Source organism: Plantactinospora sp. B24E8 (assembly GCF_039871735.1).
In the GTDB taxonomy this organism is placed as follows: Bacteria; Actinomycetota; Actinomycetes; order Mycobacteriales; family Micromonosporaceae; genus Plantactinospora.
In genome coordinates this window covers 1-22,988 of the sequence record NZ_JBDPMH010000054.1, presented here as the reverse complement: position 1 = coordinate 22,988, position 22,988 = coordinate 1, and the positions used below count along the sequence as shown (strand labels likewise).

20 protein-coding genes are annotated in these 22,988 nt (G+C 72.0%); 14 read left to right on the top strand and 6 right to left on the bottom strand.

Going from position 1 to position 22,988, the window contains the following annotated elements; genetic code table 11:
- Window positions 1–82: 82 nt before the first annotated feature.
- Window positions 83–793, bottom strand: a complete 711-nt coding sequence (locus ABGB21_RS35810; RefSeq protein WP_347681607.1) for an SGNH/GDSL hydrolase family protein — start codon at window positions 791–793, stop codon at window positions 83–85.
- Window positions 794–914: 121 nt separating this feature from the next.
- Here ABGB21_RS35810 and ABGB21_RS35805 point away from each other — a divergent pair, with 121 nt between their 5' ends.
- The 3 genes from ABGB21_RS35805 (at window position 915) to ABGB21_RS35795 (ending at window position 5,443) form a co-directional block, all read left to right on the top strand.
- Window positions 915–1,673 (top strand): hypothetical protein, encoded by a 759-nt coding sequence (locus ABGB21_RS35805; RefSeq protein ID WP_347681605.1) that lies wholly within the window; start codon window positions 915–917, stop codon window positions 1,671–1,673.
- 91 nt (window positions 1,674–1,764) lie between these two features.
- On the top strand, window positions 1,765–2,538 hold the full coding sequence (locus ABGB21_RS35800; RefSeq protein WP_347658303.1) for an IclR family transcriptional regulator: 774 nt from the start codon (window positions 1,765–1,767) through the stop codon (window positions 2,536–2,538).
- Window positions 2,539–3,289: 751 nt separating this feature from the next.
- Complete coding sequence (locus ABGB21_RS35795) at window positions 3,290–5,443, top strand: elongation factor G (RefSeq protein WP_347681600.1); 2,154 nt, start codon at window positions 3,290–3,292, stop codon at window positions 5,441–5,443.
- Here ABGB21_RS35795 and ABGB21_RS35790 read toward each other — a convergent pair.
- From ABGB21_RS35790 to ABGB21_RS35780, 3 genes are all read right to left on the bottom strand, one after another.
- Entirely contained in the window at window positions 5,430–5,918 is a 489-nt protein-coding gene (locus ABGB21_RS35790) for an ATP-binding protein (RefSeq protein ID WP_347658305.1), read from the bottom strand. The two genes, ABGB21_RS35795 and ABGB21_RS35790, sit on opposite strands and share 14 nt — an antisense overlap.
- Before the next feature lie 188 nt (window positions 5,919–6,106).
- Window positions 6,107–7,483 (bottom strand): hypothetical protein, encoded by a 1,377-nt coding sequence (locus ABGB21_RS35785; RefSeq protein WP_347681598.1) that lies wholly within the window; start codon window positions 7,481–7,483, stop codon window positions 6,107–6,109.
- A gap of 22 nt (window positions 7,484–7,505) precedes the next feature.
- Entirely contained in the window at window positions 7,506–9,125 is a 1,620-nt protein-coding gene (locus tag ABGB21_RS35780; RefSeq protein ID WP_347658307.1) for a S8 family peptidase, read from the bottom strand.
- Window positions 9,126–9,428: 303 nt separating this feature from the next.
- On the opposite strand from ABGB21_RS35780, the gene ABGB21_RS35775 reads away from it, so the two are divergent.
- Window positions 9,429–10,580 carry a helix-turn-helix transcriptional regulator gene (locus ABGB21_RS35775; protein WP_347681596.1) on the top strand — a complete coding sequence of 384 codons (1,152 nt, stop codon included), beginning with the start codon at window positions 9,429–9,431 and terminating at the stop codon, window positions 10,578–10,580.
- 71 nt (window positions 10,581–10,651) lie between these two features.
- Here the strand turns inward: ABGB21_RS35775 and ABGB21_RS35770 are convergent, their stop codons facing one another.
- Window positions 10,652–11,842 (bottom strand): ATP-binding protein, encoded by a 1,191-nt coding sequence (locus tag ABGB21_RS35770; RefSeq protein ID WP_347658365.1) that lies wholly within the window; start codon window positions 11,840–11,842, stop codon window positions 10,652–10,654.
- 2 nt (window positions 11,843–11,844) lie between these two features.
- Entirely contained in the window at window positions 11,845–12,498 is a 654-nt protein-coding gene (locus tag ABGB21_RS35765) for a response regulator transcription factor (RefSeq protein WP_347658366.1), read from the bottom strand.
- 142 nt (window positions 12,499–12,640) lie between these two features.
- Here ABGB21_RS35765 and ABGB21_RS35760 point away from each other — a divergent pair, with 142 nt between their 5' ends.
- From ABGB21_RS35760 to ABGB21_RS35715, 10 genes are all read left to right on the top strand, one after another.
- Window positions 12,641–13,108: a hypothetical protein gene (locus ABGB21_RS35760; protein WP_347658367.1), complete on the top strand. Its 468-nt coding sequence runs from the start codon at window positions 12,641–12,643 to the stop codon at window positions 13,106–13,108.
- A 5-nt stretch (window positions 13,109–13,113) separates the two neighbouring features.
- Window positions 13,114–14,181: a peptidoglycan-binding protein gene (locus ABGB21_RS35755; RefSeq protein WP_347658368.1), complete on the top strand. Its 1,068-nt coding sequence runs from the start codon at window positions 13,114–13,116 to the stop codon at window positions 14,179–14,181.
- A gap of 22 nt (window positions 14,182–14,203) precedes the next feature.
- A complete protein-coding gene (locus tag ABGB21_RS35750; RefSeq protein WP_347658370.1) occupies window positions 14,204–14,881 on the top strand; it encodes an ABC transporter ATP-binding protein in 678 nt (225 codons plus the stop codon).
- On the top strand, window positions 14,878–16,092 hold the full coding sequence (locus ABGB21_RS35745; protein WP_347658371.1) for an ABC transporter permease: 1,215 nt from the start codon (window positions 14,878–14,880) through the stop codon (window positions 16,090–16,092). The genes ABGB21_RS35750 and ABGB21_RS35745 overlap by 4 nt, the downstream gene beginning before the upstream one ends.
- Before the next feature lie 210 nt (window positions 16,093–16,302).
- Window positions 16,303–16,485: a hypothetical protein gene (locus tag ABGB21_RS35740; RefSeq protein WP_347658372.1), complete on the top strand. Its 183-nt coding sequence runs from the start codon at window positions 16,303–16,305 to the stop codon at window positions 16,483–16,485.
- Window positions 16,485–17,717 (top strand): cupin domain-containing protein, encoded by a 1,233-nt coding sequence (locus ABGB21_RS35735; protein ID WP_347658374.1) that lies wholly within the window; start codon window positions 16,485–16,487, stop codon window positions 17,715–17,717. Before ABGB21_RS35740 ends, ABGB21_RS35735 begins: the two co-directional genes overlap by 1 nt.
- A gap of 42 nt (window positions 17,718–17,759) precedes the next feature.
- Entirely contained in the window at window positions 17,760–19,814 is a 2,055-nt protein-coding gene (locus tag ABGB21_RS35730; protein ID WP_347658375.1) for an ABC transporter ATP-binding protein, read from the top strand.
- Window positions 19,811–21,649 (top strand): S9 family peptidase, encoded by a 1,839-nt coding sequence (locus ABGB21_RS35725; protein ID WP_347658376.1) that lies wholly within the window; start codon window positions 19,811–19,813, stop codon window positions 21,647–21,649. The genes ABGB21_RS35730 and ABGB21_RS35725 overlap by 4 nt, the downstream gene beginning before the upstream one ends.
- 33 nt (window positions 21,650–21,682) lie before the next feature.
- The gene (locus ABGB21_RS35720; protein ID WP_347658377.1) at window positions 21,683–22,228 is read left to right on the top strand and encodes a MauE/DoxX family redox-associated membrane protein; all 546 of its coding nucleotides are present in this window, start codon (window positions 21,683–21,685) and stop codon (window positions 22,226–22,228) included.
- Between the two features lie 34 nt (window positions 22,229–22,262).
- Window positions 22,263–22,934 (top strand): hypothetical protein, encoded by a 672-nt coding sequence (locus ABGB21_RS35715; protein WP_347681594.1) that lies wholly within the window; start codon window positions 22,263–22,265, stop codon window positions 22,932–22,934.
- The last annotated feature ends 54 nt before the right edge of the window (window positions 22,935–22,988 follow it).

Here is a 22,988-nt window from a genome sequence, read left to right as displayed (position 1 = left end):
CGGCGTCCCACGCCTGGTAGGCCTGGCTGACGAGGTCGGCGTCGAACGGACCGCGGGAGAAGCGCATTCCGGGGAGCTTAGATCACCTGGGCGGGTCGGGTAGGTCCGCCAGCGCCCGCCACCACGCCCCGCGGATCCCGCTCGCGCCCCAGGCGTTCGGTTCGACCGTGCCGCAGTACCAGAGTTCCCGTTCGGGCGGTCGGGGATCGGACCGGCTCGGGTCACCCACCGTCACCCCATGCCCGAGAAACCGATCGTGTACGTCGGCAAGAGCCGCGCCGTGCCGCTCGGCGAGTCCGGCCAGCGTGGTGTTGAGCAGGTGCAGCATCGCCGGTCCGTCCGGCCACGGCGGTAGGCCGGAGCCGGGGACCACCCCGGTGCCGTCGCTCGGGTCGTACACGGTGCTGAGCACGATCCGGCAGTTGCCGCCGGCGGCCGCGCGTAGCCGGGTCAGCACCCCCTCGCCCTGTGCCCCGACCCGGGCGACGGCCGCCCGGGCGGCGTCGGTGTCGCCGTACGCGGCCAGCAGGTCGTTGCCGCCCATGCTGATGGTGACCAGGGTCGGCGGCCGGTCGACGGCCGGTAGCTGTCGGTCGAGGACGTCGATGGTGGTGGCCCCGTCCCGGGCGAGCAGCCGCGCCTCGAAACCGATCCCCGCGAGGTCCCGGCCCTGCCAGCCGGGAAAGTCCGTGTCCCGGTTGCGGAACAGCAGGCTCGCCGCGCCCCGCCCGGGGCCACCGGCGTAGTCGTCGGTGGACATCGAGTCGCCGAGCGCGACGTAGTAGCCGGACACGACGACGATGATCTGTTCTGCCGACGTCGGGCCGCCAGCCATTTGTCGGGTCGGTCGTGCTCCGCCGGTACCGGTCGGTGTGGGAGGTTCGGACATTGACCGACCCTCCTACGATGGGTGGATGCCGCCGACCCGGGCCCGTGTGATCGCCGCCGGGCTCGGCCTGGTCGCCTTCCTGGCACACCTGATGGTGACCTTCCAGGTGCACCGGTTCGGCGGATCCGGCGCCGGCCTCCTGTTCCGCCTCGTGGTTGTTCCGGCGACGGCGGCCGTACCGCTGCTGGTCTTCGCCCGACTGGTCGCCCGGCCTGCCGCCCGGCCGGCGACGTTTCGGGTGGAGCGGGCGCCGGACCGCTTTGTCGTCCCCGCCTTCGCGCAGCTCCCCGGCATGCAGGCGATCATGTTCATGTGGCTCGCCGCCACCTTCGTCCAGACCGAGTCCACTCCGGACGGTGAGCGGGTACGGCTTGCCGTCGACACCGGGGCGGTCATCTCCGTCGTCGCGGTTGTCCTGCTGTTCGCCGTCTCCGTGGCCCTGCTCCTGTGGTGGCGGGTGTCGGTCGTACTGGACCCGGACGGGATCACCATCAGTCGGTTCCGCCGGCCGGTCACCGTCCGGTGGGACGACCTGTCGCCCGGCGGGCCACCCGCCCCGGCCCGGGTGGCACCCCGTGACGTATCGCTCTTCTACCGGGACTGGCGGCCGGACCTCGGCCCGCCCCGTGCCGAGCAGCTGCCCGTCGGCCTGCTCGACGTCGCCCCGGCCTTCCTCACCACCGCGATCCGGCAGTACGTCGAGCAGCCCGGACTCCGTACCAAAATCGGCACCCCCGGCGAACTCGACCGACTGCGGGCTGCTGCCGGCGAATCTCGCGGCTGAGCGGAGGCGGGGACCGCGGCTGAGCGGAGACGGGTGACTCCGGCCCGATCGGCGGTCCTTACCGCGACATACTTATGGCTATCATTCCGCAATGAAGAACGAGGCGGCCCTGCCGCCCTATCACATCGCCTCGGTCGACCACGCGCTACGGCTCCTGCTGCTGCTGAAGACCAGGCCGAGCATCCGGGTCGCGGAGGCGGCCGAGGAGCTGGGCGTGGCCCGGTCGACGGCGCACCGGCTGCTCGCCATGCTCGTCTTCCGGGGCTTCGCCGCCCAGAACCCGACGACCCGGGCGTACCACCCGGGACCGGTGCTGATCGAGGTCGGGATGGGTGCCCTCAGCCGGCTCGACGTCCGGCGTAAGGCACGGCCGTACCTGGAGCTGCTGGCGGCGACCACCGGCGAGACGGCGAGTCTGCAGATCCTGGAGGGGAACAAGGTCCGGTTCCTCGACTCGGTCGAGTCCGTCAACACGGTGCGGGTCGCGTCCCGGGCCGGGGTGACGCTGCCGGCGCACGCCTGCGCCGGCGGCAAGGTGCTGCTGGCCGGGCTCTCCCCGGAAACGGTGTCCCGGCTCTATCCGACGGAACGGCTCGCACCGCTCACCGGGGCGACCACCACCGATCGGGCCACCCTGTTCGAGGAGCTGGCCGAGGCCCGTGCGCGGGGATACTCGGTCAACCGGGGCGAGAGCGCGCCGGATCTGGTCGCGGTCGGCGTACCGCTGCCGGACCGCGCCGGTACGCCGGCCGCCGCGCTGGTCGTGGCCGGTCCGACCACCCGGATGAGCCCGGAGGAGGTGAACCGGGCGGTGCAGGCCCTGCAGGAGGCGGCGAAGGAACTCGCCGACACGCTCTACCGCTGACCGTCCGCCTCCGCCCGTAGCCGTAGGGCGAGCACGGCCACCCGGGTCCGGGCCACGATGATCGTCGCCCGCTGGAGCAGGCCGGTGGCGGAATGGTCACTCTCCCGGGCGGCGCCGACGGTCTCACCGGCGGCGGGGTGAGGTGGCCCGACGGCCGAGGCGGTCGAGGCGCGGAAAAGCCGTTCCGGACGGGCGCGGAAGGCGGTACAGTCGTCAGGACCTGAGCGCGGTCCACTGCGGACCGTGCCGCCATGACCAGTGAGGGGAGCCGGCCGTGCACTACCGCACCGCTGTGGTCATTCCTCCGTCACGGCACGAGGTGATTCTGGCGTCTTCGTCGGCGTCCGGAGCCAGCCCGCGCGGCTGACCCCGGCTTTCGCGACGAAGCTCGCCGATCCGCCTCTCCGGCCGCCGTCGTCCATGACGGTGCCCGGTCCGCGGAACCACGTCGGCTACGCCCCGCTCCACGGACGCACCGGTCCACCGGATCCGCGATCCCGTACCACCTGGTCCCGTGATCACACAGATTCCGCACCATGCTGGTCCGCACCATGCTGGTCCGCACCGTGCTGATCCCGCATCCGGCTGGTCCTGTGGTCGTGCCGACCCCGTGGTCACCTGGTCGCGCCGATCCCGGGCCCTCGTCGGGCGGTGACTCCGCCGACGGTCGACCGGGGCCGCCGCCCGGCTCAGCTTCGTCGTCAATCGCGCCGTCCGTTTCCGCGACCACGACCAGGAAAGGCCATCGGCCGTGCGTACCCAGTTGGACCGAAACGTCGTCGACCACCTGACCCGTACCCGCAACCTCGGCATTCTCGCCCACGTCGACGCCGGCAAGACCACCACCACCGAACGGATCCTGTACGTCACCGGCGCCACCTACAAGCGGGGCGAGGTGCACGACGGCACGACCGTGACCGACTTCGACCCGCAGGAGCGCAAGCGTGGCATCACCATCTTCGCCGCCGCCGTCAGCTGCACCTGGGCGGACCACCGGATCAACCTGATCGACACCCCGGGACACGTCGACTTCGCCGACGAGGTCGAACGGGCGCTGCGGGTGCTCGACGGTGCGGTCGCCGTCTTCGACGGGGTCGCCGGGGTGGAGCCGCAGAGCGAGTCCGTGTGGCGGCAGGCCGACCGGTACGGCGTACCCCGGATCGCCTTCGTCAACAAGCTGGACCGGGCGGGCGCCGACTTCGACGCCGCGATCCGGTCGATCCGGGACCGGCTCGGGGTCGTCCCGCTGGTGGTGCAGCTGCCGATCGGCCGGGAGGACGGCTTCACCGGCGTCGTCGACCTGGTCCGGATGCGGTCGCTGGTCTGGGCCGACGGGCCGGGGAGCTACCAGGAGGCGGAGGTGCCCGAGGAGCTGCGGGCCGAGGCAGTGCGGCGGCGTCGGGCACTGGAGGAGACGGTCGCCGAACTGCATCCGGGCGCGTTGGAGGAGTTCTGCGACCGGGCCGAGGTCAGCACCCCGACCCTGGTCGAGGCGCTGCGCGAGCTGACCCGTACCGGTTCCGGCGTGGTCGTGCTCGGTGGTTCGGCGTACCGCGACCGGGGCATCGAGCCGCTGCTCGACGCGGTTGTCGGGTACCTGCCGTCGCCGCTGGACGTGCCGGCGGTGCGGGGCACCTGGCAGGGCGCCGAACTCGACCGGGAGACCGATCCGGCGGCGCCGTTCGCCGGACTGGTGTTCAAGGTCAACTCGACCGCCACCGGGCGGTTGACGTACCTGCGGGTGTATTCGGGGACGATCCGGAAGGGGGAGACGGTGCGGGACGCCGGCGCGGGACGTACCGAACGGATCGCCCGGATCCTGCACGTGCAGGCCGACCGGCACACCGAGCTGGACCGGGCGGTGGCCGGGGACATCATCGCGGTCGTCGGGCCGAAGGCGGCCCGGACCGGGGCCACGCTCTGCGCCCCGGACGCGCCGCTGGTGCTCGAACCACCGACCGCCGCCGAGCCGGTGATGTCGGTGGCGGTCGAGGTACGCCGCAACTCCGACACCGAACGGCTGGCCTCGGCGCTGGCCCGGCTGGTCGAGGAGGACCCGTCACTGGTCGCCCGGACCGACCGGGAGACCGGGCAGACCGTGCTCTCCGGCCTCGGTGAGCTGCACCTGGAGGTGGCGGTGGAGAAACTCCGCCGGGACCACGGGCTGGAGGTCACCGTCGGTAGGCCGCAGGTGGCCTACCGGGAGACCGTGGTACGCGGCGTCTCCGGGCTGCTGTACCGGCACGTCAAGCAGGACGGCGGCGCCGGCCAGTACGCGCACGTCGTACTCGACGTGGCGCCGCTGGCGGGTGACGCCGCCGGCGCCGGCGGCCCGGCACACGACGGCGGTTCGGGCCACGACGACGGTCCGGGGTTTGACGGCGCGGCCGGGGCGGGCTTCGGGTTCGAGTCGACCGTCGTCGGCGGCCGGGTGCCGAAGGAGTACGTGCGGGCGGTGGAGGCCGGCTGCCGGGACGCGCTGACCGAGGGGCCGCTCGGCGGCCATCCGGTGATCGGGCTGCGGGTCACCCTGACCGACGGGGCCACCCATGCCAAGGACTCCTCGGAGCTGGCGTTCCGGACGGCGGGCCGCCTCGCACTGCGGGAAGCGCTCCGGGCCAGCACGATGGCGCTGCTGGAACCGGTGGTCGAGGTCACGGTCACGGTGCCGGAGGACGCCGTCGGCGGCGTACTCGGCGACCTCTCCGCGCGGCGCGGTCGGGTGGTCGGTTCGACCACCCGGGCCGGCACCGTGGTGGTGACCGCGAGTGTGCCGCTGGCCGAACTCTTCGGCTACGCGACCCAGCTGCGGAGCCGTACCCAGGGTCGGGGGACCTTCACCACCCGACCCACCGGGTACGCGCCGGTCCCGGCGACGCTCGCCGCCGGGCTCACCGCCCGGTAGCGCGTTCCTGGGCTGACCCCGCCCGCTCCGGGTGGGCGGGGTCAGCCGGCAGCGCCATGGCGAGGCGTACCCGTACCCCGTCGAGGCCGCTGTCGACCTCCATCGAGTCGGCGAGCTGCCGGGCCAGCCAGAGTCCCATGCCGCCGTTGGCGGAGGGCTGGGGGCGGGCGTGCGGGATCGGCAGCGCGGCGGGGAGACCCGACCCCCGGTCGGTCACCTCGCACACCAGTTGCCGGTCGCGCCACAACCGCAGCTCGCCCCGGCCGCCACCGTGTCGTACGGCGTTGGTCATCGCCTCGTTGATCGCGGTGACGAAGTCGTCGAGCCGGTCGCCCTCCAGCAGCCCGTGGGCCTGGAGGCACCGGGTCACCTGCTGCCGGGCAGCGGTGATCTGGTCGGCGACGAAGTGGATCTGGAGCAGCACGGAACCGGGCTGGGTGTCCGTCCGTTGATCTTCCAACGGACCGTCCGACATGGTGCCTCCAAGGGTCCCCGGGGCGAGGTATCCCGGACGGTACCCAGCGTGGGCCACGCCAACCAAAATCGAGCCGTCCGATGCCCCCACGGGTGACCCGCCGAGGCGGGCAGAATGGCAGATATCGGGATAAATAGTCGGTTTCCTGGACGCCGGATCGCGGGTGCCACGCCGGAATGTGGTGACAGTCACACCGTACCGATGGCGTTGAGCAGTGCGTACCCGACCTGAGGACCACTCACGTCACCGTGGGACCGGATGAACGCGTCCGCCCGGAGGTTGTAGACCCGACCGGCCCGGAACGTGTACTCCCCGCCGACCTCCCGGAGTTCGCCGGCGGGCTGGACGACCTCCGGCGTCTTCAACGCGCCGTTGCGGCCGAGTCCACCGTACGGGTCGGTCGCGTCGCCCACCCCCGCCCCGGCCTGCCGAGCGAGTCGGGACGCGACCGCGTACGCCAGACCGACCGCCCGGTCGTTGACCGTGTGCGTGATCAGGAGTGGGCCGGTCAGCCGACCGCTGGTCAGCAGCGGACGGAACAGCCCGTGGTGGCCCCGGCCGTCGAAGTCGACCGCGAAACCGTGGTGGCTGAACGCCGCCTGCAGCAGGGTGACGGAGTGCACCGCCAGGTGCTTCGCCCCCGCCGTGGCGAGCGCTCGGGCCCCGAAGGAGTGCCCGACCAGGTGCAGCCGGGCTCCGGGCGCGGCACCGGCCAGCCCGGCAAGCAGGGTGGCGACGCCGCCGGAGCCGACCTTCCCGGCCCGGTCCTTCATCGTGTAGTACGACGTCACGTTGAGCAGGTCGCGGGCCCGTCCCACCGCCCCGTCCAGATCGAGCCAGGCCGCACCACCAGGGGCGGTGACGGTTGTCCCGGCGGGATCGACGGTTGTTCCGGAAGGATCGGCGATGGTCGGACCGGCCGGATCGGCGAGCGTCGGACCGCCAGGATCGGAGACGGCGGCGCCACCGGGACGCTCCGACAGACCGGGGTCGAGGTCCGGCCCGCCCGCCTCGGCGAAGACCCGGTCCGGATCGCCGTGCCGCAGCGCCGCCGGCGGCGGATCCTCGTCCACGCTCAGCACCCCCGGGCCGGGCTCGGCGGGCGGGGGCGGCAACTGCTCGCGGAGCGCGTCGAGGAACTCCCGCCGGGCCCGGGCCGAGTCGGCCAGCTCCGGTACGAGCCGGATCAGCCGGGCCGCCCGGCCCGGGTCCTCGACCCTGGTGCCGATCTCCTCGATCAGGGTGGCGGCCGTACCGCCGAACCCGGCACCGCCGCCGGCGACCGGATCGTCGTCGGCCCAGCGGATCGACGGCCAGAGCACACCGATCACCGCCAGCGACCGGGAGGCCGCGGCGGGCACCGCCGGCCACGCCGCCGCCAGATGGTCGGTGAGCTGCGCGTAGAGCCGCCGCGCCTGCGGAATGTCGTTGTTCCAGCCGTGGCAGAGCACCAGCAGGTCCGTGGTGCCCGGCCTGGCGGCCAGCTCCAGAGCGGCCCGCCGTTGGCCGTCGTCGTGGATCGTCCCGGTGGACTCCATCTCCACCTCGACGTACGGGAACCGCATCGGTATCCCCCCGTTTCCGCGCTCAGACGGACTGGAGGGCGCGCATCGCGTCCACCAGCCCGTGTCCCTGGAAGGCCCGGTCCCGGCCGAGGCTGGTCGCCGAGTCCAGCAGCGCCCGCTTGACCCGGTGCGGGCGCCCGATGAACTCCTGGTGCACCGACATGAACGCGGCGGCGACCCCGGACACGTGTGGCGCGGCCATCGACGTACCCGAGTTCTCCACGTACGTCGCCCCGGGAACTGTGGCGAGGGCCCGCTCCAGCAGTTGGCCGGCGCCGGCGCTGACCACCCGTTCGCCCGGTGCCACCAGGTCGGGCTTGGCCCGACCGTCCCCGGTGGGTCCCTTCGAGGAGAAGTACGAAACACCCGAGGCGTGCGGCCGACACGAGGTGGCCCCCACGGTGATGGCCAGTTCGGCGTTGCCCGGGTCGTTGATCGTCAGGTCGAAGGCGGTACGCATCCGCCGACCCCCGGCGTCGATGACGTAGCCGTAACCGGTGTTGCCGGCGGCCGCCACGACCACCACCCCGGACTGCACCAACCGGTCCACCTCGCGGCAGATCGGGCTGAGTCCGGTGGCGAACCACGTCGGGTCGAACGGATAGCCGACCGACAGGTTCACCCCGTGGACCAGCAACTCCCGACCGTTGTCGTTGAGTTCCTGGATGTACTCCAGGGCGGCCAGCACCGCGGCCATGTCCCCGGACCCGTCGTCCCGGAGGACCTTGCAGGAGAGCAGTCGACAACGCGGCGCCATCCCGCTGATCTCGCGCAGCGGGAGCCGTTCGGAGCGGGTGGCGTCGGCGTCCGGTTGATACCAGGTGGCGGCGATCAGCGGCGGTTCCGAGTCGGCCACCGCCTGCCCGCCGGCCAGGATTCCGGCCACGTGGGTGCCGTGGCCGGCCCGGTCGGCGAGCGCGTCGGCGTCACTGCCGCCGACGAAGCTCCGGTGGGCCAGCGGCGCGGCCAGGTCCAGGTTGCCGTACCGGGCGAAGTGCGCGTGGTCGGCGTCGATGCCGGAGTCGAGCACGGCCCAGACGATGTCCTGGCCGTACGCGTTGAAGGCCCGGTGCGCCGCCTGGCACTTGGTGGTCACCACCGAGCGGTGGATGAGCGGCTGGATCTCGAAGTTCGGCCAGATGCGGTGAATGGCGCCGCGGGGTGCCGGCCCGGCACCGGCCTCCGGCGCGGGTCCGCCCCCGGCAGTCGTCCCCCCGGCGGTCGCTTCCGGCCGGCCGGGCGCGGTGTCGGCGGCGACCAGGTCCCGGATCTGCGCGGCGGTGAGCGCGCTCCCGACGTACGAGCCGATCGGCCGGGCCGGGGTTTCGGGGCCGGCGACCCGGGCGATGAGTTCGCGGACCTGTTCCTGTGCCGCCCGCACCCCGCCCGGGTGCCGGGTACGCAGCTCGATCACCACGCCGATCGGCTCGTCGTCGCCCGCCGAACGCATCCGTTCCTGGAGCGGTCGGGCGAGCACCGAGTCGGTGACCAGGCCGGGGGAGGTGGGTACCGGCGAGAGCGGATCGGGGCGGTCGCCGCCGCCGTACGCGTCCGCCCGGCCCGAGCCGAACTCGGTGGGCAGGGCCGGCCCGGTCCGTTCCGGCTCGCCGCCGTGTCCGGGCCCGGCGTTCTCTTGGACCAAGGCGACCCCTCACCGTCGGTCGGGCGTTTCGCGTTCGACCACCGGGGGCGGAGGGGTGTGCCCCCGGCGGTACGCGGCGTGCATGCCACGGTACGGCAGGTGAGCGGGACGTTGCACAGATTTGTCGGGCATCCGGTACCTCGGTAGTCCGGGTCGGCCCCGCCGGGATCGTCCGCCCGGGGCAGGTAATTCGTGAAAGTGAATTCCAGGGGTGGCCGTCGATGCTACCGAAATGTTTCAATATGACTCTGTGGTTCTTGGGGAACCGTACGTTCAGACGTATCCGCAGGACGGGGAATTGCGGTGACGAATCCACTGGACCTGGCCGTGGCGTGCATTGACCGAGCTACCCCAGACGAGGCGACAACCAGCGGTGACCGGGCATTTCTCGATCCGGACGCCGTGGCGCTGTACAAGTACGCCGTACAACATCCCTATTGGACAGAGGCGCAGGCGAGCGTCGACCTCGGGCTCGGCCGGGCCCGGCTCACCGCGGCGGCAGTCACCCTGTGCGCGCGTCGGCTGCTCCGCCCGTCGGTGGACCCGGACCGGGCCTGGGACGCGGTGGGACCGGAGCACGCCTGCAACGACCTCCTCGCGGAGAAGGAGACCAGACTCCTACGGGAGCAGGCGGTGCTCGTCAGGGTCCGCGAGGAACTGCTCAGCCTGCGGACGACCTACGTAGAGGCCCTGCGGGCCCGGATGCCGAGCGGTGCCATCGAGGTGCTCCCGGCCACCGGCACCGTATCCAGGCTGCTCAGCGAGTACGCGCGCCAGGCGGTCGAGGAGGTGTCGGTCGTCGCACCCGTCGACAAGCTCGACGCCTTCGAGTGGTTGTACGACACCGCGGCCGCACCGCCGAGGGGCGAGCGTGAGCTGCGGGTCCGGCTGCTCTCCCAACATCCCGACCGGGGCCGGCGGCACATCCTCCGGAGGCTCGCCAGCTCGGTCGGGGCGGACCGGCAGGTACGCACGATGGACACCGTGCCGTCGTGGCTGGTGCTGTTCGACCGCGGCAACGTGGTCCTGCCGGTCTCCGCTGAGCAGCCGAACACCAGGATCGCCGTCGTCGGGCATCCGGCGGTCGTGAGCAGCGTCCGCACCATGTTCGAGATGCTCTGGAACCTGGCCAGTCCACTCTCCACCGCACCGCCCGAACGGGGCAGCGAACTGCGGGACGAGATGCGGCAGGGCATCCTCTCGCACCTCGCCGCCGGGCTGAAGGACGAGGTCATCGCCCGCCGGATGGGACTGTCCGTCCGGACCTGCCGACGGTACATCGCGGAGATCATGGAACGGCTCGGCGCGGCGAGTCGCTTCCAGGCGGGTGTGCTCGCCGAACGCCACGGGTTCAACGGCCCGGACCGCCCAACCGACGAGCGCGACCCGTCGGTGGGCCGCAACGGCCGGCGAGCGGTCGGCAACAACGCGGCGGCGGTCACCGCGACCGAGTGACCGGCTGCCCGTGCCGGGGCGTCGGGTGTCCACGACCGGCCGACCGGTCGTGGACACCCCGGCCCGCTCGCTCAGTACGCCGGGGCCGGTACCCGGGGGAACTCGACCCGTACCTCCAGCCCGCCCCGCGGCCGGGCCCGGGCGACGGCCGTCGCCTCGTGCGCGTGCGCGATCGACCGGACGATCGACAGGCCGAGCCCGGCGCCGTTCGGCTCGCCGGCGTGGGCGCCCGCCAGTCGGACGAACGGTTCGAACATGCGCTCGACCTGGTCCGTCGGCACCAGCGGGCCGGTGTTGCCGACGACGAGCAACCCGGGTGCGGTGTGCAGCTCGACCAGGCCACCCGGGTGGTTGTACCGGATGCCGTTGCTCACCAGGTTCGTGACGAGCTGCCGGAGCAGCGTGTGCTCGCCGAGTACGGCGCTCCGCCCCCCGGAGACGGTGAGCTGGACCTCCGCGTCGACGGCGGCCTTGGTGTACTCCGCGACCACGTCGTCGACCACGTCGTCGAGCTGTACCGGACGCCGGTGCGGCAGCCCGCCGTCGCACTGGGCGAGCAGGAGCAGGCCGTCGAGGATGCGTTCGCTGCGCCGGTTGGCGTCCAGCAGGTGACCGCGTACCCGGCGCAGCTCCTCTGGCGACGGATTGTCGAGCCCGAGCTGGATGGCGGCCCGCTGGATGCCCAGCGGCGTACGCAGTTCGTGCGAGGCGTTGGCGATGAACCGGTGCTGGCTCTCGAAGGCCGCCCCCAGCCGGTCCAGCATGTTGTCGAACGTGTCGGCGAGTTCCTTCAGCTCGTCGTGCCGCCTGCGCAGCGCGATCCGCGCGCTCAGATCACGCCAGGAGAGGTCCCGGGCGGTGGCGGTGATCCGGTGCACCGGTGCCAGCAGGCGCCCGGCCATCCACCAGCCGGTGACCAGCGAGACCAGCACGAAGGCGCCGAGCGAGATCGCCGACACCACGAGCAACTGGTCCAGCGTGTCGTAGCCGCTCTGGTTGACCACGGCGTCGACCTGCCCGTCCTTGGCACCGACGAGTTTCGCCGCCGCGTCGAGCTTGGCGTCGGCCGGTGACCCCGGTTTCTTGGCCAGTTCCGCGGCGATCGACTCGGCCTTGTTGTCGACGCTGCGTCGCAGCAGGAGATAGACCACGGCGAGCAGGGCGAAACCGGTGCAGAGAATGAGCCCGCCGTAGATGGCGGCCAGCTTCATCCGGATGGTGGGGCGGGGCATCCGTACGCCCCGGAATCGTCGGGTCTCCATGGTCAGATCCGATATCCGACGCCGGATATGGTCTCGATCAACGGCGGATCACCCAACTTCGCCCGCAACTTGCTCATCGTGATGCGTACCGCGCTGGTGAACGGATCCGCGTTGGCGTCCCACGCCTGTTCCAGGAGCGTTTCCGCGCTGACCACCGCACCCTGGGCCCGCATGAGCACCTCCAGCACGGCGAACTCCTTCGGCGACAGCGCCAGCGGCCTGCCGTCCCGCGACGCCTGCCAGTGCGCCCGGTCCAGCACGACCCCACGCCGTTCGAGCACCGGGGCCAGGGCGGGCACGGCACGCCGGCCCAACGCCAGGACCCGGGCCGCCAGCTCCTCGAACTCGAACGGCTTGACCAGGTAGTCGTCCGCGCCGAGACGGAGCCCGGCGACCCGGTCGCCCAGCGCCCCGGCCGCGGTGAGCATCAGGATCCGGGCACGCGAACCGTCCCGGGCCAGGGATCGGCAGATCTCGTCACCGTGTACGCCGGGCAGCCCACGGTCGAGGATGACGATGTCGTACTCCTCGGACAGCAGGAACTCCTGGGCCTGCCGGCCGTCGTGCGCCACGTCCACGGCCATCGCCTGCCTACGCAGCCCCGCCGCGACGTAGTCGGCCAGCACCCGTTCGTCTTCCACGATCAGCACTCGCACAGCTTCTCCAAGATCGAATAGCTTCGGACAACTGCCGGCCGGTGACTCGGCGTCGCGGATCTCCATAGAAACATCCGAGAAACGCTCCGACAGTTAGACATGTTCCCGAGAGCACATCGGAGCCAGAAAAGGATGGATACCCATGAGCCGCCTACCACACTGGATTCTAGTCGCGGTTGCGGTCGCGATCCCGGTGCTGGGCGTCGCCGCCTGCGGAAGCGACGGGGAAACAGCGCCACAGGCCACCGCGAGCGCCGCCAATCCGGACGACCAGAGGCTCGCGTACGTCCGCTGCATGCGCGAAAACGGCGTGGACATGCCGGAGGACGAGAACGCCACCGGCTTCCCCAAGCCCGCGGGCGGGGAGGCAGCGATGCGGGCCGCCGAGGAGGCCTGCCGGCCGTTCGCCCCGCCGAAGATCGGCGGCGCCGCGAACGACCCGGCCGCCCAGGACCGGCTGATCCAGCTCGCCCGGTGCCTGCGCGAGCGGGGAATCGAGGTACCGGACCCGCAGCCCGGGGAGGGCCTGCGGATGCCGCCGGGCAGCGCCGACAGCGAGCGGGCCAAGCAGGCCATCGCGGAGTGTTCCAAGTCGGGCAAGACCGGGTGAGCTGGATGAAGCGGCGCACCGGGTTGGCGGTCGCGGGGACCACGCTGGTCGTGGTCACCGCGACCGGGGTGGTGGCCTACCGGGCCGGCGGTCCGGACACCCAGGTCAGCATGGTCGGGTTGCCGACCGTACCGGTCGTCCGCACCGATCTTGTCGACCGGCAGCGGGTGGACGGCGTCCTCGGGTACGCCGGCGACCACTCGATCGTGGGGCACGGCGGCGTACTGACCTGGCTTCCGGCGGTCGGCACCACGCTGCGGCGGGGTCAGGTCGTCTACCGGGTGGACGGCCACCAGGTTCCCCTCTTCTACGCGTCGGCGCCGCTGTGGCGCCGGCTGGCGGCCGGGGTGTCCGGCAGTGACGTCCGGGACCTGCAACGCAACCTCGACGCGCTGGGCTACCGGGTCCGGGCCGACGGGCGGTTCGGGTCCTCGACCGCCGCCGCCGTGCGCCGCTGGCGGGACGACATCGGCCGGAACCGGGTCGGCTCGGTGGAACCGGGCGACGTGGTCACCGCGCCCGGTCCGATCCGGGTGACCGGTGTGCCGGGCACCCTCGGTACGCCGGCCCAGGGCACGATCCTGACCGCCAGCGGCGCCCAGCGGGTGGTCACCGTGCACCTGCCGGTCGCGGACCAGCAGCTCGCGGTGGCGGGAGCGACGGTCCGGGTCGAGCTGCCCGGCGGCGGCACGAGCACCGGCCGGGTCGCCTCCGTGGGCACGGTGGCGACGGTGGCCGGCGACGGCGGCGGCTCCGACGCGCCGGCCGGTGCCGCGGTCCGGGACGCGACGATCGAGGTACGGGTGACGTTGGACCGGCCCGAGGCGGCCAACCAGCTCGACGGCGCCCCGGTCACCGTCGACTTCACCAGCGCCACCCGGGCCGGCGTACTCGCCGTGCCGGTGCGTGCGCTGCTGGCCGAGGGGCCGGACGCCTACGCGGTACGGGTGGTGGAGCCGGCCGGCCAGCGGCGGACCGTGGCCGTACGACTCGGGATGTTCGCCGGGGGACTGGTGGAGGTCACCGGTCCCGGACTCGTCGAGGGCATGCAGGTCGAGGTGCCCAGCTCATGACCGACCGGAGCGAGGAGGCGACGTGACCCCGGTCCTGGCCGTGGACGGCGTACGGAAGACCTACCCGGGCGGCGTCGAGGTGTTGCGGGACGTGTCACTGCGGGTGGCCGGTGGAGAGCTGCTCTCCATCGTCGGCCCGTCCGGCTCGGGCAAGTCGACCCTGTTGCATCTGATGGGTGCGCTGGACCGACCCGACGAGGGCGCCGTACGTCTCTTCGGTCACGACCTGTCGCGGCTGCCGGACCGGCAGATCTCGGCGGTACGGGCCCAGTGGATCGGCTTCGTGTTCCAGCAGTTCTTCCTGACCAGCCACCTCACCGCGCTGGAGAACGTCGCCACCGGCCTGCTCTACCAGGCGGTGCCGGGGCCGGAACGGCGGGAGCGGGCCCGGGCCGCGCTCGAACGGGTCGGGTTGGGCCACCGGCTGACCCACCGGCCCGCCGAGCTGTCCGGTGGGGAGAAGCAGCGGGTGGCGGTTGCCCGGGCCCTGGTGGCGCGGCCGGCCGTCGTCCTCGCCGACGAGCCGACCGGCAACCTCGACTCCAACTCGGGTGCCGAGGTGATGCGGCTGCTCCGGGGGCTGGCCGGGGACGGTACGGCCGTTGTCGTGGTCACCCACGATGCGGGAATCGCCGGCAGCCTGCCGCGCCGGGTGGAGATCCTGGACGGCCGGATCCGCTTCGACGGGAGTCCGAGATGACCGGTCCACTCGATGCCCGACCACTACCTGCCAAGCACCGACTGCCGCTGGTCGAGGTGCTCGGGGTGGCGTGGATCGGACCCCGGTCCCGGCCGCTGCGGGCCGGACTGTCCGCGTTGGGCATCGCCATCGGGGTCGCCGCCATGGTCACCGTTCTCGGGATCACCCGGTCGAGCGAGCAGCAGTTGATCGACCAGATCGAACGGCTCGGCACCAACCTGCTCACCGCCGAGGCGGGCGGCACCCTGTTCGGCGAGGCCACGACGCTCTCCCCGGACGCGCCGGGAATGGTGGCCCGGATTCCCGACGTACGGTCGACCACGGCCGTCGGCCGGCTGCCCGGGGTGACGGTACGTCGTACCGACATGATCCCGGCGGCCGAGACCAACGGCATCAGCGTGGCCGCGGCCCGGCTCGACCTGCTTTCCACGCTCGACGGCACGGTGCGGTCCGGAGCGTTCCTGAACGCGGCCACCGAGCAGTTCCCGGTCACCGTGCTCGGGTCGGTGACCGCGGCCCGGCTGGGCGTGGCCGAGGCCGGCCAGGAGGTGTACGTCGGCGGGCGGTGGTTCACGGTGGTTGGGATCCTCGACCCACTGCCGCTGTCGCCGGAGATAGACCGGTCGGCCCTGGTCGGCTGGGTCGGTGCCCAGCGGCTGCTCGACTTCGACGGCAACCCCACGACCGTCTACCTGCGGGCCGAGGACGTCGCCGTACGCCAGGTGTACACCGTGTTGGCCGCCACCGTGGACCCCCAGCATCCGCAGAACGTCAAGGTCAGCCGTCCCTCGGACGCGTTGACCGCACGGCTGGCCGCCGAGTCGACGTTCAACGGATTGTTCCTGGGGCTCGGCCTGGTGGCGCTGTTGGTCGGTGGGGTCGGGGTGGCGAACACGATGGTGATCTCGGTCCTCGAACGCCGGTCGGAGATCGGGTTGCGGCGGGCGCTCGGCGCGAGCCGGGGGCAGATCCGTACCCAGTTCTTCGTGGAGTCGGTGCTGCTCTCGCTGCTGGGCGGGGCGACCGGCGTAATGGCCGGCCTGGCCATCGTGCTCGGCTACGCGACCCTTCGGGACTGGCCGCTCGTCCTGCCCGGCCAGGCGCTGGTGCTCGGTACCGTGGCGGCCGCGGCGGTGGGCGCGGTTGCCGGACTCTACCCGGCGCGCCGCGCCGCCGCGCTCGCCCCGGCCGCGGCGCTCTCCAGCACCTGAGCGGGTACGAGCCTCCGCAAACACCCTCCGGGAGCCCGGTTCGCAGCGTTTGGCCACAAACTGTCGGGCAGCATGCTGCCGTATCGATCTCCTTGATTAATCCCGGTGTGGGCAAGAGGGTTGGACCTGGCCGGCCGGATGTCGGGTCCGTGCCGGCCGCAGGACGAGGTGTCCTGCACCCGGTTCGCTCTCTGCGAAAGGAAGTCCGTCGTGAAGAAGACACTCGACGCCAAGCAGATCAAGGTGAGGTCGGCACTGCCGGCCGCGCAGTACAACATCAGCGACTCGGACCCGACCGACCCGGCGCGCTTCCTGATCTGCAACCCGGACCCGACCGACTCGTGCGTGGTCCGGGGAAGCTGCAACTCGGATCCCGAAGACGCCTGCATCTGATGAGCGACTACACCGTAGCCGCTACCCCGGAGGCCGCCGATACCCGGCGGCCTCCGGTCGGGCTTGCCGAGCTGTTGTCACCAACGACCGTCGACTCCTTTTTCCGGGACTACTGGGAGAAGCAGCCGTTGGTGATCCACCGCGACGACCCCTCGTTCTACTCTCACCTGCTCACGCTCGCCGACGTCGACGCCGTCCTCGCCCGGTCCAGCCTGAACGACAACGACCTACGGCTGGTCAAGGACGGGGAGGAGACGCCGGTCGGCCAACTGCTGGCGAGCACTCCGGAAAGCAAGATCAGTGGGCTGGAGTCGTTGTACGCCCAGTACCGGGGTGGCGCCACGATAAACATCAAGTTCCTGCACGAGAGACTGCCGGTGCTGGGCGCGCTGTGCCGGACGCTGGCCACCGAGCTGAGCGTCGGCATCCACGCCAACGTCTACCTGACCCCACCGGGCAGCCGGGGCCTGACCCCGCACCACGACACGCACGACGTGTTCGTGTTGCAGCTCTACGGCACGAAGAACTGGACCTTCCACCCGACCCAGACCGAGCTTCCGCTCTACCAGCAGGGCTACGCCATGCCGAAGGCGGGGGCCGGGGACCCGATCCAGGATTTCGTGCTCCGCCCGGGCGACCTGGCGTACGTGCCCCGGGGCACGGTGCACGCGGCGCGGGCCAACGAGGCGGCGTCCCTGCATCTGACGATCGGCATCAACCCGATGGTCTGGGCACACGTCATCCGGGACGCGGTCGACGGCGTGCTGACCAGCGATGTCCAGTTCCGGACCGCGCTGCCGCCCGGGTTCGTCGGGCGGGAGGACCTGCAGCGTGTGGCCGCCTCGCGGTTGCGCGAGCTGATGGAACTTCTGGCCCGGCGGGTCGAGACGGCGAACCTGATCGACCGTGCGGCGAGCCGGATGCTGCAGCGGCGCCACCCCTCGCTGGCCGGGCACCTGCTCGACCTCGAGGCGGCACCGTCGCTCACCCTGTCCACCCCGGTACGTCGCCGGCCCGACCTGCAGTGGCGTCTCACCCGGGACGACGAGGAGATCCACCTGGAGTTCCACGGAAAGCGGATCGACCTCCCCGAGTACGTCGAGGAGGAGTTGGCCTTCATGGCGAAGGCGGACAGTTTCACCGGTCACGACATCCCCGGTTCGCTGGACGACGACAGCCGCTTGCTGCTGATCCGCCAACTGGTCAGCGAGGGGTACCTGACGACGACCTGACCGACCGTTACTCCCCCCGCGAAGCACGTCGAGTGGAGTCATATGCCACCCTTCTATCTCAAGGGCGTGCCGGCCGACGATCCGCGTAGCGGGATCACCGGTTCGACCGACCTCGCCGAGCCGGAGCCGACCCGCCGCCCGGCACGCAGTGTGAGCGCCGCGCTGGGTGAGGCTCGGCGGTCCGTGGTCACCACCGTCCGGGGCATTCCCCGGATGCTGCGCCTGGTGTGGCGGGTCAGCCCGCTGCTCACCCTCGGTCTCGCGGCCACCACCGTGGTCGTCGGGCTGGTGCCGGCCGCCACCGCGTTGATCAGCCGACTGCTGATCGACGCGGTGACCCACGCCGTCGCGGTGCGTTCGACCGGACTGCCGGACCAGGGGGTGGTCGGACCGTTGGCCGGCGTCTCGTGGCAGACCACGGCGACCGGCGCGGTGGTCGCCACCATCAGCCTGCAGTTCCTCGTCTTCTTCCTGGGCGCGCTGGCCAGCTCGCTGCGCAACGTCACCACCGAACTGTTGCAGGAGCGGGTGTCGCAGGACGTCCAGCTCCGCGTGATGACCCAGGCGAGCCGGTTGGACCTGGCGTTCTTTGAGGACTCCTCCTCGTACGACCTGGTGCGCCAGGCTCAGGAGGAGTCGTCGACCCGTCCGGTTGCCATGATCACCAGCCTGTACGGCGCGTTGCAGAGCGTCGTCACGTTCGGCAGCCTGGTCGCGCTGCTGGTGGCGTTGAGCCCCTGGGTCGCGTTGGCCGCCCTGGTCGCCCCGATTCCGGCGTTCCTCGCCGACTCCCGGTACGGCAAGGCCGGCTTCGTGGTGGCGGTCTGGTCGTCGCCGATCCGGCGCCGGATGCGGTACCTCAGCTCCCTGGTGACCACCGACGCCTACGCCAAGGAGGTCAAACTGTTCGGGCTCGGCGACTACCTCGCCGACCGGTTCCGCGGCCTCGGGCTGGTCTTCTATCGGCGCAAGCGGCAGCAGGTCGTCGCCCGCAGCCTGGCCACGACCGGGTTGGGCGCGATCACCATCGGGGTCGGCTCGCTGACGTACCTGTACATCGCCCTCCAGGCGGTCGCCGGGCGGCTGACCCTGGGCGACCTGGTGATGTACACCGCCGCCACCGCCGCCCTGCAGATGTCGATCCAGACCCTGTTCCGGGAGATCACCGGCGTCTACGAGAACAACCTCTACCTGGACACCCTGCACCGGCTGCTCGCCGCCCGGCCGGCCGTCACCGGCCCGGACCGCCCGGTGCCGATGCCCGAGCCGCTGCGCGGCCACCTCGTCTTCGAACACGTGACCTTCCGCTATCCCGGCGCGGAGACGGCGGCGCTGCGGGACGTGAGCTTCGAGGTCCCGCCCGGTGGCACCCTCGCCGTGGTGGGGCGTAACGGGGCCGGCAAGTCCACCCTGGTCAAGCTGCTGTGCCGGCTGTACGACCCGGACCAGGGCCGGATTCTGCTCGACGGGGTGGACCTACGGCGGTTCGACCCGGAACAGCTCCGCTCGGCGATCTCGGCGACCTTCCAGGACTACGTCACCTATCAGGCCACCGCCGCCGAGAACATCGGGCTCGGCGACCGTACCCGGATCGAGGACGCGGACCGGGTCCGGACCGCCGCGGTCCGGGGCGGGGCCCACGAGCTGGTCGCCGGGCTGCCGTCCGGGTACGACACCCCGCTCGGCAAGTGGTTCGACCGGGGCGTCAACCTGTCCGGCGGCGAATGGCAGAAGATCGCCCTCAGCCGGGCGTTCATGCGCGACGCCCGGATCCTGGTCTTCGACGAGCCCACCGCGGCCCTGGACCCGGCGAGCGAACACGAACTCTTCGTCCGGCTGCGGGAACTCGCGCAGGGCCGGACGACCGTCTACGTTTCGCACCGCTTCTCCACTGTCCGGCAGGCGGACCGCATCCTGCACTTCGCCGACGGCCGGCTGACCGAACAGGGCACCCACGCGGAGCTGATCGCCCGCGACGGCGACTACGCCCGGCTGTTCCTGATGCAGGCGTCGGCGTACCTCGACCCGCCTCCGGCGGACGGATCGGCGGCGGAGCCGGACCCGGACCCGACCGCCCTCTCGAAGGGACGACTGTGACCCAGCCCCCGCTCATCCCGCGCCGGGTACTGTTCGGCGAACCCGCGTACGCCATGCCGACGCTCTCCCCGTCCGGCACCCACCTCGCCTTTCTCGCCCCGTACGAGGGCGGGCCGTACGTCTGGCTCGGCAGCCTGGCCGACCGGGACTTCCGGCCGCTCACCGACCTGAACGGACATCCGGTACAGGACTACGTCTGGGCCCGGGACGGCCGTCACCTGCTCTACCAGTCGGACCGGGACGGCGACGAGCGGCACCACCTCATCTCGGTCGACCTGGTCACCGGCCGGACCCGGGACCTGACCCCGCACAACGGGGTCCGGGTGCAGGTGATCGGTCTGCAACGGCAGGTGCCGCACCAGGTCCTGGTGCTGATGAATCTGAGATCGCCGGAGCAGAACGACCTTTACCGGGTCGACCTGCGCAGCGGCGACTGCTGCCTGATCGAGTCGGCGGCGGGGCTGGCCGGCTGGCTCACCGACCCGCAGTTGCGGGTCTGCGCGGCCCAGCGCCGCAACAGCGACGGGGGCTTCACCGTCATGGCCCGGGACGACGAGGAGAGCGACTGGCGGGAACTGCTCACCCTGGGCTACGAGGACGCGGCCGACTCCCAACTGCTGGGCTTCACCGGCGACGGCAAGGACCTGCTGCTGCTCTCCCCGCAGGACGCCCGGACCGCCCGCCTGCTCCGGCTCAGCGCGGTCACCGGCGCGGTCGAGGTGCTCTACGAGGACCCCGGGTACGACGTGGTCGGCGCCAGCCTGCACCCGGTGACCGGGCAGGTGGACATCGCGGTGGTGGAACGGGAGCGGATCGACCTGGTGGCCTTCAGCACCGAGACGGCGTACGACCTGACCCGGATCAGGGCGGCGAGCCGGGGAGCTGTGATGCCACTCGGCCGGGACCTGGCGAACCGGCGGTGGTTGTTGCAGGACAACGTCGATGACGGACCGACCGCGTTCCGGCTGTACGAACGCGAGACCGGAAAGGTCGAGGAACTCTTCACCCACCAGCCGGAACTCGCCGGGTACCCGCTCGCCCGGATGGAGCCCGTCTCGTACGTCGCCCGGGACGGGCTGACCATCCACGGTTACCTGACGTTCCCACCCGGGGCGGCCCGACGCGGCCTGCCCACCGTGGTCAACGTCCACGGCGGCCCGTGGAACCGCAGCCGCTGGGGGTTCCGCGCCGAATCGCAGTGGCTGGCCAACCGGGGCTACCTGGTGGTGGAGGTGAACTACCGGGGCTCCACCGGCTACGGCCGCGACTTCATGGTCGCCGGCGACCGGGAGTGGGGCGGCCGGATGCAGGACGACCTCGTCGACGCGGTGCGGTGGGTCGTCGACAGCGGCTACGCCGACCCGGACCGGGTGGCGATCACCGGCATCTCGTACGGCGGGTACGCCGCGCTGGTCGGCGCCGCGTTCACCCCGGAGCTGTTCCGCTGCGCGGTGGCGGTGGCGGCCCCGGTCAACCTGCGTACCTTCATCGAGTCGGTGCCCGGGTACTGGAAGGCGGTGGGCAACCAGCTCCGGCGCCGGGTCGGTGATCCCGAGACCGACGCCGAGCTGCTCTGGTCCCGTTCGCCGCTGTCCCGGGTGGCGGACATCCGGATTCCGCTGCTGCTGGCGTACGGCCGCAACGACCCCCGGGTCCCGATCTCCGAGGCCGACCAACTGGTCGAGGCGCTCCGCGTACACGGCGTGGCCCACGAGTACCTGCTCTTCCCCGACGAGGGGCACGGCTTCCACAAGCCGCACAACGCCCTCGCGTTCCGGTCCGCCGCCGAGTCGTTCCTCGCCCGCCACCTGGGAGGCCGCCGTGAGCCGGACTGAACCCGGGCGGCCCCGCCGGGCCGGGAGGCGGCGATGACCGGATACCTGGTGCTCGTCGCCCGGTTCCTGGTCGGCGCGGTCCTGGCGGTCTCGATCGCCACCAAGGTCGGGGGCCGTACCGCGTTCCCCGATTTCCTCGGCTGGCTGCGTGAGCTGACGGTCGTACCGCACCGGTACGTCCGTACCGTCGGGGTGGCGATGCTGACCACGGAGACCGCCGCGCTGGTCCTGTTGGTCCCGACCGCGACCAGCGTCGCGGGGCTGACCCTGGCCGCGGTCACCATCGCCGGTTTCGCCGGATCGATCGCCTGGCTGTCCCGGCGTGGGGTGTCGGTGCCGTGCCGGTGCTTCGGCGTCTCCACCCGGCCGATGGGACGGGCGGAGGTGATCCGGAACGTGCTGCTCAGCCTGCTGGCCGGCGCGGCGGCGGTGGCCGCACCCGCCGCCCGGCAGCCGGAGCTGGCCCAACCGGAGACGCTGCTGGCCGCACTGTTCGGTGGCGCCGTCGCGCTCTTTGTCATCCGGCTGGACGACGTCCTCGAGCTGTTCGCCCCGCGGCACTGGAAGGTCCGCGACTGACTGGTCAGCCGACTCACTGGAAGGTTCGCCGACGATGTCCTCGACTGCCGCGACGGTCACGCTGACCGCGATCTGCGTGCTGAACCTGGTGCTCACGCTGGGGATGGTGCGCCGGCTCAACCGTCTGACCCCGCCGGTCGGCGCCGGCGACGCCGCCGCGCCCGCCGGAGCCCGGCCGGCCGACGCCGCGCCCTCCGTCGCCGGACCCGGCCTGCCCGCCCCGGGTACCAAGGTGCGTGACTTCACGGCGGTGACCACCGACGGCACCACGCTCGGTCGAGCCGAACTGACCGGCCGCGGGCTGGTCGCGTTCTTTCTCACCGGCTGTACGTCCTGTCACCACCTGCTGCCGGAGTTCGTCGCGTACGCCGACAGCTTTCCGGGCGGTCGGGAGCGGGTGCTGGCCGTGGTCGTCACGGGCAAGGGCGGGCCGGACGACCTGGTGCGGCGGCTGAGCCCGGTGGCCCGGGTGACCATCGAACCCGTCGGCGGGCCGGTCTCCACCGCCTTCGGCGTCGACGGCTTCCCGGTGTTCTCGGTGCTCCAGGACCACGTGGTGATCGCGGCGCAGGAGAAGGTGGCGGTGCTGCGGCGGCAGCATCCCGGCGTCGTACCGGCGGTCAACGGCGCGGCGAGCGGCTCTCGGCGGCCGCCGGGGTCATCCGCGCCGGCGTGCACCAGGCGCTCGACGAACTCCGCGAGGTGATCACGCTGCTCCGTCAGGATCCGACCGACACCGAACCGGACGGGCCCGGCCCGG

What these genes read in the sequence shown, in the direction of transcription:
- ABGB21_RS35760 (WP_347658367.1), top strand. Translation starts at nt 12,641, where the DNA reads ATGAGCCGCCTACCACACTGGATTCTAGTCGCGGTTGCGGTCGCGATC.
- ABGB21_RS35800 (WP_347658303.1), top strand. Translation starts at nt 1,765, where the DNA reads ATGAAGAACGAGGCGGCCCTGCCGCCCTATCACATCGCCTCGGTCGAC.
- ABGB21_RS35735 (WP_347658374.1), top strand. Translation starts at nt 16,485, where the DNA reads ATGAGCGACTACACCGTAGCCGCTACCCCGGAGGCCGCCGATACCCGG.
- ABGB21_RS35790 (WP_347658305.1), bottom strand. Translation starts at nt 5,918, where the DNA reads ATGTCGGACGGTCCGTTGGAAGATCAACGGACGGACACCCAGCCCGGT.
- ABGB21_RS35745 (WP_347658371.1), top strand. Translation starts at nt 14,878, where the DNA reads ATGACCGGTCCACTCGATGCCCGACCACTACCTGCCAAGCACCGACTG.
- ABGB21_RS35770 (WP_347658365.1), bottom strand. Translation starts at nt 11,842, where the DNA reads ATGGAGACCCGACGATTCCGGGGCGTACGGATGCCCCGCCCCACCATC.
- ABGB21_RS35805 (WP_347681605.1), top strand. Translation starts at nt 915, where the DNA reads ATGCCGCCGACCCGGGCCCGTGTGATCGCCGCCGGGCTCGGCCTGGTC.
- ABGB21_RS35755 (WP_347658368.1), top strand. Translation starts at nt 13,114, where the DNA reads ATGAAGCGGCGCACCGGGTTGGCGGTCGCGGGGACCACGCTGGTCGTG.
- ABGB21_RS35715 (WP_347681594.1), top strand. Translation starts at nt 22,263, where the DNA reads ATGTCCTCGACTGCCGCGACGGTCACGCTGACCGCGATCTGCGTGCTG.
- ABGB21_RS35720 (WP_347658377.1), top strand. Translation starts at nt 21,683, where the DNA reads ATGACCGGATACCTGGTGCTCGTCGCCCGGTTCCTGGTCGGCGCGGTC.
- ABGB21_RS35785 (WP_347681598.1), bottom strand. Translation starts at nt 7,483, where the DNA reads ATGCGGTTCCCGTACGTCGAGGTGGAGATGGAGTCCACCGGGACGATC.
- ABGB21_RS35730 (WP_347658375.1), top strand. Translation starts at nt 17,760, where the DNA reads ATGCCACCCTTCTATCTCAAGGGCGTGCCGGCCGACGATCCGCGTAGC.